Origin of the sequence: Nostoc sp. MG11 (genome assembly GCF_014904695.1) — a bacterium.
GTDB lineage: Bacteria > Cyanobacteriota > Cyanobacteriia > Cyanobacteriales > Nostocaceae > Komarekiella.
Map to the genome: position 1 here is coordinate 1 of NZ_JACXXN010000145.1, position 2,861 is coordinate 2,861.

The 2,861-nt window shown below is 43.8% G+C and carries 4 protein-coding genes; all 4 read right to left on the reverse strand.

The features are described 5' to 3' along the window. On the reverse strand, positions 1-547 hold a 547-nt coding region (locus tag HCR01_RS37520; RefSeq protein WP_193200950.1), incomplete at its 3' end, for a hypothetical protein. Between the two features lie 137 nt (positions 548-684). After that, the gene (locus HCR01_RS37525; protein ID WP_193200951.1) at positions 685-1,602 is read right to left on the reverse strand and encodes a hypothetical protein; all 918 of its coding nucleotides are present in this window, start codon (positions 1,600-1,602) and stop codon (positions 685-687) included. A gap of 71 nt (positions 1,603-1,673) precedes the next feature. Continuing rightward, the gene (locus tag HCR01_RS37530) at positions 1,674-2,051 is read right to left on the reverse strand and encodes a DUF6876 family protein (RefSeq protein WP_193200952.1); all 378 of its coding nucleotides are present in this window, start codon (positions 2,049-2,051) and stop codon (positions 1,674-1,676) included. 67 nt (positions 2,052-2,118) lie between these two features. After that, entirely contained in the window at positions 2,119-2,304 is a 186-nt protein-coding gene (locus HCR01_RS37535) for a hypothetical protein (protein ID WP_193200953.1), read from the reverse strand. Between the last annotated feature and the right edge of the window lie 557 nt (positions 2,305-2,861).

Consider the following 2,861-nt stretch of genomic DNA (forward strand, 5'->3'; position numbering starts at 1 on the left):
CCATAGAAGCCGCCGTTTTCGTAACAGCCAAAGCCTGTTTACTGATTTCTCGCCAGTTCGATTCTTCGCCGTAGGATGTCATAATTAACTCAGACCCGACCCACACCTTACAGAACAGGACGCTATCATCTGTCCCTGGCTGCGGTTGTAAGGTTATGGGTGAATAAAGCTGTTGTGGAGTCAAACTGGCAATGGCTGCTAATAACCCTTTGGCAAACTGAGTATCATGCCCGGATTCCAAGATGTATGTTCGCTCAGCCTGAATTGTAGCTAGCAGCTTGTGTACTTCCTTGCCCCGCCGCTCGCACTTCTCGAATCGCAACTCTCGCAGATATCCTGTTAAGGCAGTAGCAGCAACAGCACTTGGCTCACCATTGTTGAGCGTGTACCACAGATAACCGTTATGGCGATTGCAGTAGATTTTGCCACTGCCTGCATCATTGTGGAGTCCCAACTTCGGTTTATTGATTGAAGCGACTAACTGCTTGAGCAATTCTTCTTGGCGCATCAAAGCAGCAAGTAATTCCGATGTTTCTTGAGAATTCATTCGTTTGATACCAATGTATTTCACCGACGCTAGGCGCAGCCATTGATTTCTAATGTATTGAGTGCAAAGCCAATAAAATAGCGCTCTTGCTGTTACAAAAGCGCTTTTTACTACTAATAAATGTTTGTGGTTACAAATTACCTATGCGAATCAAATCTCGCCAGCAATTCTTCACGGGATAAATTAGATAATTCTAGTAAAACTCTGGCAAACTCCTCTGGAGTTAACTGCAACAAGCTATCGACCACTCCCGTTAATTCCTCATCCACAGAACCAAACCGGAATCTCAACAAGTTTTCCACAACTTGACGCCGTTCTTGCTGTACACCTTGCTCTATACCCTCTTGTACCGCTGCTGCTCTAGCTTCTTGGTAAGCTTGAGTTAAGTTCATGATCAACTCCTGGTCATCTTTGGTTAATTCTGTCTGTGCCATTACACTGATACGCCACCTGTAAATTATTTCCAGTACATTCCGGCGTACAAGGTCAGATGGTGGTAGTGCAACCAGTTCTTCTACTGCCTTCCTTTGTACTTTTCCCCTCCCCAAGAGTCTAAACCATAGTGTTTCTGGAGTTTGTGGTAGCTTGTTAATCGCTACTATTGCTGCCCTTATACCTTCAGGCAGAAAGTACATCCCTTCTATCCAATTTTCTAAATCTAGTGTAGCTCCAAAAGCCTTGAGCAAAGCTTTTGAAGCACTTGGCGCTAATATCCACAGCCTTGCTAAATCGTTCTCCGCTATTGTTGTGTCTTCCCTGTTGGCTTTCCGCTGTGCGTCTGCAATCACAGTAAACAATTTCTGTAGACAGTTACGTACTTCTGTTTTACTTGGTTGATTGCGAAACGGTTCTAGTAAAGTAGTATTTAATACGGCAATTCTACCCAACAATCCTAAAGTTTCTGCATTAGTTGCAGATGTTGGTGTCGGGGAAAATAACACGTCAACAAATCTAGCTTCGTCTGTTACTTCCCTATTCGTTCTTACTTCCCCAAAGGGAGCAAGTAACTCCTCTAAAAACTGTTTTGCAAATTTATCATGAGGTTGTTGGATCATTTTTGGAATGCGACAGCTTACTGTATTTGATTGCTTCAGGCGTGGTGGGTATTAAAACCCACCTTTTATTATTAATACTCACTCGGTAGCATCAACACCTTCTGTGCTAGATACAGCGTGATTTCTGACAGCGGAAAATCAGTGTACGGAATTTCCTGCCGCAGTACTTCCTTGTCCGTATTTTCTTCACAAATCAGCACTCCTGACTGGTTCTCCACCACCAAACGCCACACCTGAAAGTCTCGCAGTCGGGGATTAGACCCAAGCCGATGCTGATAAGAGCCAATCGCATCCAGTAGCCAGTAACATTGGGTTATTTGGGCTAAATGTTTCACTCCCTCGGTATAACGGAGAATACCCAGCCAATGCCTGTAAACGACTTCCGAGCCTGTGAATTGCTCTAAGTCTGCAATCAATTCCTCGGCGGTTTTTGCAGTAGTATTTGTCATGGTTGAAATTCCTGTTTGTAACTTTCACTGTCACATTGGCGTAGCATCAGATGGTTTCTGTAGCTAACTACTCGCACTTCAAGAAATCATTGACCATTTGTTGCGCTTCTTCGTCCGTCATTTCTTCATTTGTCGAGGGAGCGACAAATCCATACCTCGTAGCTAGAGACTCTAAATCAATATCCGAGTCAAGAATGCGTCCTAATTCAGAGATGACAAATTTTCCTGTTCCCTGATCGTAGCTAAGTTTCATAATTTCACTTGTTTGGTTGAATAAAAAGCTCCGTTGCAGTACATCAGTTTGTAACCAGTCAGTTCGATGATTTCTGCATTGGGGTCGCTTGGAGCAAGAGAATTTTGTCTTTTAATTTTTCAAACCCCGTTTCTTGAACAGTTGTAATTGTTGTAGCTTGTGCCAACCCAATTCGCAATTGTGAATTCGCAATGGGCTAACGCCCCGCTCCGCTAACGCAATTAAATCAGTGGGAGCTTGTACCCAATGACGGCAATTAATCAATTAATTCCAATTCGCATTTTCAATTGCGAATTGCGAATTGCGAATTGCGAATTGCGAATTGTTTGGTCATATTTGGTTGTCCACGATTTAGCTTAAAGGCGATTGGTTCCTCCTGTTAACAATCGCCTTATTTATCAGAACTACGCCATTACCAACTCTCGACTAACTGTTGGCACTTCACTCTTCACCAAAGCCATCACCCTGGATAATGCCTCAATCGCCTCCTTCACGCTCCAGTACTGGATGCCATCACCACACCGCCAGTAGTAAGTCTTGGGGTCGTTGCTCCACTG